Origin of the sequence: Bacillus sp. AY2-1 (genome assembly GCF_008368965.1) — a bacterium.
Lineage (GTDB): Bacteria > Bacillota > Bacilli > Bacillales > Bacillaceae_G > Bacillus_A > Bacillus_A thuringiensis_S.
The window spans coordinates 19,447-27,185 of sequence record NZ_QPEL01000004.1; the positions used below are offsets into that span (position 1 = coordinate 19,447).

The following is a 7,739-nucleotide window of genomic DNA, read 5'->3' on the forward strand; positions in this document are numbered from 1 at the left end:
ATCTGTTCAAAATCGATAGTATATTCTATAGCAATATTGGTTCTTTAATGGTTGGTAAAAAATCGATACTCATAGCGTAATGTAATAGCAAATTGATACATTCTTGATTTGGCTCTAAACAATGTATATTCTTCAAATATCTTTGCGTGTATAAACAAGATGGTATAGCTACTGATAGCTCTTCTACAGATTCTAATAAAGGCATTATAAGCTCTAAAGCTTTCTGTTCATCAGTAGTTAAATTTGTATTAAAAAACTTCTCTATATACTTCTCTTGTTTCATTAACAGGATATCGTATCCAAAAGCTTGTAAACTATTAATAAATTGGTCCCATTTTAGCTGAGTTGGATTACAAATATGCATAGTTTTATTTACTGTATTGACATTATAGGATAATTCAGTAATAGCTAAACTTCCATAGTCTACAGGCGTTAAATCTACATACGTATTGATTTCAGGTGCTATGCTAGATAGGCATATCCCTTTTAATAATCTATAAAATGCGTTTTCATTTATATTATATTGAAATTTACCCGTTTTAGAGTTGCCCACTAAATTTCCCACACGGTATATCGTGGCACGAACTCCTTTTTCCATTGCTTCTCTGACCATTTTCTCGCCTTGAAACTTACTTTCTAAGTACACATTATCTAAATTTTGCCCTCTATCAAAATTAGACTCAAAGAATTCAAATTCTTTTGGATCGCTTTCAGCCTGACCTACTACACTTAAAGTCGATATATAATGAAAACGTGCATTTGTATTCTTAGCTAATTCCAATAAGTATTTTGTAGACTGAACATTTACCTTTTGAAAATGCTCACGTTCTCCATAGTGTCTAACTTCTCCACCACAATGTATGATTGACTCTACCTTATTCTTTAAATAGTCCAATTGCTTTGAATCTAGACCTAGATTCATCAAAGATAAATCTCCTTCAATTAATTCTACTCTCTCCTCCAATTTTTGAAGAATTTCTTTACCGAAATAAAACACCATTCTTTCTTTTAACTTTGCATCAATTTCTTGATTCTCATTTTTTCTTACTAAGCAGTAAATAGTCGTAGATGGCAACTGTAATAACCGTTCTAAAATATGTGCTCCTAAATATCCTGTTACTCCTGTAAGGAACACTACTTTTGGATAATTCACCATATCTAACTCACATTCTTCTAATTTAGTTCTTTTATAAACAGGAGTCGTTTTCGTTTCATTTTCCATACATGCTACATTCATATTTTTCTCTTTCTTGAACGACATTTCTTCCATTTCTTCAATATGAGAGGCTAATTTTTCTATTGTTCTATACTTAAAGAAATCTTGGATTTTCAAGTTAGGGTATAACGGTTTTAATTTGACTAATGCCGGCATAACTTTTAAAGAATGTCCACCCAAATTAAAGAAATCATCTTTTAAACCTATAGATTTAATGTTTAGAACTTCGGACCATACTTTTGCAATGTTTTTTTGCACTTTAGTTTGAGGTTTAAGTTTACACTCATCATTTTGCTCATAATCAAACTCTATTTCTGGTAGTTTTTCAAAATCAATTTTCCCATTCGCCGTTATTGGTATTTCTAACACATGAGAGTAATATTTAGGGATCATATATTCTGGCAATACATTTGATAAATGTAAAGCTAGCTTATTTTTCTCTATCCCTATACCGTCCACTGTTTTATAATAAGCTTGCAGTAACATTCCATCTTTCGTTTGTGTTACCACAGCCTGACCTATCCCCTCAAGTTGTAACATTGCATCTTCTATTTCTCCTAATTCAATTCTGTGCCCTCTAATTTTAACCTGCTTATCTTTTCTTCCCATAAATTCTATATTTCCATTTGGTAACCATCTTGCTAAATCACCTGTTCGATATAATCTTTTACTATTGTCTTCTGAAAATGGGTTTGAAATAAATGCCTGTTTTGTTTTCTCTTCCTGCTTCCAATACCCTTGGGCCAATCCTAAACTTTCAATATATAATTCACCCATGCTCCCTACCGGACAATGTTGCATATATGAATTCAATATATGAACCTTTGTATTAGAAATTGGAATACCAATCGGTATGCTTCCTAAAAGATTATTTTCGCCTTCTAATACTGGTATGAAATAATACATTGCTGAGACAGTTGCTTCAGTAGGGCCATACTCATTTACCAGCTGTACTTGGTTTTTAAAAGTATTTTGCCAACTTCTAATGGCATTTGTTGATGCAGCTTCCCCTCCCATTATTATAAATCTTAAAGAACGTATCTTTTCGCTATCTAGTTTAGTTAATGAAGTCGATAATTCATTGAAAAATACTGTTGGTATGTCAGAAATAGTTGCTTGTGTTTCTTGAATGGCTTGAGCATATGCGATAGTCGAATAGCGCTGTTCATCACTTAATAAATATAGTTCCGCCCCATTTAACAAGGTAGAAAAAATTTCCGATACAGAAGAATCAAAACTATGGGAATAAAACTGTGTTACTTTATCATTTGGAGAAATCTCAAATACTTCATTTCTCCATTCAACTAAATTTAATACTCCTTTATGCGTTAATAATGTACCTTTTGGTTTTCCTGTTGATCCTGAAGTATAAATTACATATGCCAAGTCATCTGGTTTATTTAAAATTTTCACATCATCATTTATAGTCGTACGATATATATCCTCTATTATTGAAACCTTATAATCACTTAAATTCAAATGACTTTTGTATTTGTTACTCGTTATAATTCTACATGCCTCACTGTCACGAACTATATAATTTATTCTATCCTCAGGGTATTTCACATCGATGGGTATATAGGCAGCACCAGCTTTTAATATTCCAAGCATAGAAACGATACTATTTATACTTCTATCTAAAAATATGGCTACCTTATCACCTCTTTTTATACCTTTTTCGATTAAATATTGAGCTACTTGATTAGAGCTCATATTTAATTGTCTATATGTTAAAGATTCCGTTTCAGTCACTATAGCAATCCGATTTGATTGTCTTTCTACTTGCTTATAGAATTGCTCCTGTATATTTTGAAAATAAAGATATGGTCTTTCCGTATGATTTACGTTTTTATATAAAGATTCTTCTTCCTGTGATAAAAATGAAAGATTTTCATATGCTACTGTTCGTTGATAAATAAAGGCGTCCAGTATAGTAAGTAAATTTTGAGTAAACCTATTAATTGACTCTTCCTTGAAAAGATTAATATCATACTCAAATGAAACCCCTACATAGTCCAAACCTTCTTCAACAGCTAAAGAAATGTCAAACTTACTAATATCTTGTTTATTAGGTAACAATTGAAGCTTGTACGCATCATGTTGTTGCAAAATATCTTTCTGGTAACTAAACATAGTAGAAAAGATTGGGTTATTTCCAAAGCTTCTATCAGGATTTATTTGCTCAATTACTTTATCAAATGGGTATGATTGGTTTTGGAAAGAATTCAAACATTTTTCTCTCACTATTTGTAATAGCTGTTTTAAATTTTTCACATCATTTAATTGTGTTCTAATCGCTAAAGTATTTACAAAAAATCCTTGTATTTGTTCAAATTCTTGATAATTCCTTCCAACAACCGGTGTACCTACAATTATGTCTTTTTGATCCGTTAGATAATGTAACAATTGAATATATGCTGCGAAAAATAGCATATACATCGAAACATTCTCTTGTTCACATACTTGTTTCAAAGACTCTTTCATTTTATTATCTAACTTCATTTCAAATACTGTACCTCTATTTGTACTTTGATTATTCTTACTAAAATCTAAGGGAAGATTTAGTATAAGAAGAGGTGCTGCAAGTTCGGCCATCCAATAAGATTTTTCTGTATCCCACCAACCTAGATTTAACTGCTCTTGTTCCCACTCAACATAATCTACATATCGATTAGAGATAGTTGGCAACTCAGGATTTCTTCGTTTAGCAAAGGCACTATATACCTTCATTAATTCATCTAATAAATTCCTTACACTCCACTCATCAGTAATAATGTGGTGTAAATTGATATATAAATAGGATTTTTTCTTATCAAGATTAAAAATTCTAATCCGGAAAAGCGGTCCATTTTCCAAATCAAATGGTGTATGATCCGTTTGATTTATTGTTCTATGTATATATTCTTGTTGTTCCTTTTTAGCCATGTGTTCAATCTCATGGTGTATCAAGTCAATCGCTATTGATTTTAATATGACTTGTCTAGGCTCCCCATTTTTTTCAATAAACACTGTGCGGAGCATCTCGTGTCGTTCAACTAAAAACCTTATGGCGTCCTGTAAAATATTTTTTTTCAAACTCGGCTCAATATATATGTGTAGTGGTGTATCGTATACTCTATTAATAGCGTTTGATTTATTTAAAAACCAGATTCTTTTTTGAGCACTTGATAACTGATAACTTTCCTTATCTGCAACTTTTAATATTTGCATCTTCTGTTCTTCCCTATCATGATTTACTGCCATTAATTTATCGATGTAAGCAGATAGACTAGCAATAGTTGTATGCTCAAAAATATCTCTAATTTCAATTTTTAGATGAAACTCTTTTTGAATTTGATTTAACACTTGCACAGCAATTAATGAATGTCCCCCAAGTTTAAAAAAGTCATCATCTCTGCTGACTCTATATTTCCCTAAATTTAAAATATCAGCCCATGTTTTTGCCAACCTTTTTTCTGTTTCACTTATCGGTGGTACATATTGCTTTTGCATGTTTTCAAGTAAAGATGGGATTTGTAATTCTAATTTTTTTCTATCAATCTTACCACTTGGTGATAATGGAAATGTTTTAAGATGAAATAAATAATTTGGCATCATAAAATCTGGTAAACTTTTACTTAAGAATGTTTTTAGGTCCTCTTGTTTTATCTCCTTATTTTCTTTTGATAAATAAAAGCTAGCAATTTTGTCATTTTGATAAGTTACCACTACTGTATCCTTTACCTCTGGTTGTTTAAATAATGCTCTTTCAATTTCATCAAGTTCAATACGATAACCACGTAGTTTTACTTGATTATCTTTCCTTCCGATAAATTCTAAGTTTCCATTTGGCAAAAGACGTACTAGATCTCCAGTACAATACATCTTTTTATCATTATTATAAGATTTATCAAAAGAAATAAAAGCCTCTTCTGTTTTTTCCTTTTGATTTAAATATCCGTTGGCTACTCCATCACCGCCGATGAATAACTCACCTACTACACCTGACGGACATAACGTATTAAACGGACTAACCACGGAAACTTCACTATTAGCGATTGGTTTACCTATTGGAATATTAGAAGATTCTTTTTGTATCTCATGATTTACTTTATAAATGGTTGCACATACAGTAGTTTCAGTAGGACCATATGCGTTAAGAACCGGAATCTTTAACCCTAATTTACTTTGCCATTTATGAACTGATTCAGCAGGTAAGGTTTCCCCTCCCACAAATACACATTTTATAGAATTTAATTTAAGCAACATTTCTTTTGGCATATCAGCTATTAATTTAAAAAATGCTGTTGGTAAAAGAACATATGTAATACCATTCTTTTGAATTACATTTATAAATTCCTCTGCTGAACGTTTTTCGATTTCAGAAATTAAATGTATTCTCCCTCCGCATAACAAAATCGGAAACATTTCCATAATAGAGGCATCAAAAATCATCGTTGCAAATTGTAAAAACACATCATTTTTGTCTAAATTAAATTGATTCATTAATGAATATGATAAATTAATTACTCCTTTATGTGGCACAACTACTCCTTTTGGTAAACCTGTTGAACCAGAAGTGTAGATAATATAAGCTGCATCTTCTATGGTATGTGTAGACGCAATATTTTCTATAGAATTAGCGTAATGAAAATCTTCTAGATAAATTGTATGAATTGCAAACCGTTCAACCAAATCCCTGTATTCTTTCTTCGTAATAATCATTTTACTTTCGCTATCTTTTAAGATGTATTCTATTCTTTTTTCAGGAAACTTTGGATCAATTGGTACATAAACCCCACCTGATTTTAGGATTCCTAGAATCCATACAATGGTATCAATCTCTCTTTCCATAGTAATACTTACACGTTGTCCCTTTTTTATATCATTTTCACGTAAATAATTCGCAATTTTATTGGACCTTTGCTGCAATTCACAATAGCTAATAGATTTATCCCCCATTGAAATCGCTATTTGATTTGGCGATTTTAATGCTTGTAGATCGATTAATTGATCTAGTGTTTTTGAATTAGGATATGTAAGAGCATTTGAGTTCATATCTTTGTATAGACGATGATCTTTCTCTAAAAGCAAATCCAATGAATGGATAGGCTCGTTCACATTCTTCATTAGTTTTTGTAACAAATATATATATCTTTCAACTAAATCATTAATACTCTCTGGCTTATATAAGGCGGAGTTATAGTCAACCTCAATTTTATTCCCTGTTTCCCCTTCATATCTCATTATTCTCCAGGTCATGTTAAAAGGGTTTACTCTTTTACAATCTGTTAAAACTACAGACTCAATATCAGGAATTTTCAATTGAGGCACCCTTACCGTATTAAATGCCGTTGCATATATCATATTAAGTTGTGTATTTTTATTTAGATTTAAATCTTTTACGATATGTGAATACGGATTATGTTTATATTTAATAGCTAAATGAACACATTTGTTCACCTTGTTAAGTATTTGCCTAAATGTATCCCCTTTTTCTATTGTTATACGTATAGGTAATGTATTAACAAAATAGCCAAAAGCATTCATTTCTTCCGTATGTGGTCTAGTATTAATCGGAATACCTACAATAATTTCTTCAGCATTTGTCATTTGATGAAGCAAGATACAATACGTACTTAACATAACCCGATAGACACTTATGTTATTACTTTTAGCAAAACATTGTATTTGATAAAAGAGAGCGGAATCTATACTCTTGCTTATATTTTTGTTTGTATATCTCTGTTCATTCCTTTTATTTACAGTAGCAGGAAACTCCGTAGGAGGTAATTCACCTTGTAAATAATCTTGCCAATAGGATGATCCTTCTCTATATATTGCGCTGTCAATAAAACCTTCCTCAAATTCTACAAGGCTCTTATAAGGAGATTCTAATACTAAACCCGTATTTTCTTGAAGTAATTCACAATACGTATTAGATAATTGTCGGACAAAAATTCCTAAACTACATCCATCATAAATAATGTGATGAAAAATCATATGCAAAATAAATTCATCTTCACTTAATTTAATGATGTGGAATTTAAACAAAGGGCCTTCTTCTAAATTAAACTTCTCATTCACTCTAGATTCTAAGAATTTTTTTAAAATAGATTTTTGTTCTTTATTTTTAAAAGCAGTTAAATCCTTAATTGGTATATCAAAATCTATACTCTTTCGAATTAATTGTTTAATTTTTTCTTCCTTTTTCATAAATAGTGTACGCAGCGCCGGATAAGATTGCACTATTAAAGTAAGCGTTTTCTTAAAGGTCTCTATTTGAAGATTTCCTTTTAGCTTTATAATAGTAGGTTCATTGTTCATTCCTTTTTCTAATTCCATTTGATGCGCTATCCATAATGCTTCTTGCCCTACTGTTGCATCCAATTCTTCTACAATTTCATATTGCTTTTGTATTTCTTTCATATGAATTTCTCCTTTTATAAATATTTCAAAACGGATAATATTTACATTTATAACTATATGTACAGATTCTACGATTTGTACATATATATTTTCCGACTAAATTCAACATTTATTT

Annotated in this window: 1 protein-coding gene; it reads right to left on the reverse strand. The window is 30.9% G+C overall.

What is annotated here, in order from left to right; all coding sequences use genetic code 11:
* Positions 1–25: 25 nt before the first annotated feature.
* The gene (locus DN403_RS00390) at positions 26–7,624 is read right to left on the reverse strand and encodes a non-ribosomal peptide synthetase (protein WP_149185251.1); all 7,599 of its coding nucleotides are present in this window, start codon (positions 7,622–7,624) and stop codon (positions 26–28) included.
* Between the last annotated feature and the right edge of the window lie 115 nt (positions 7,625–7,739).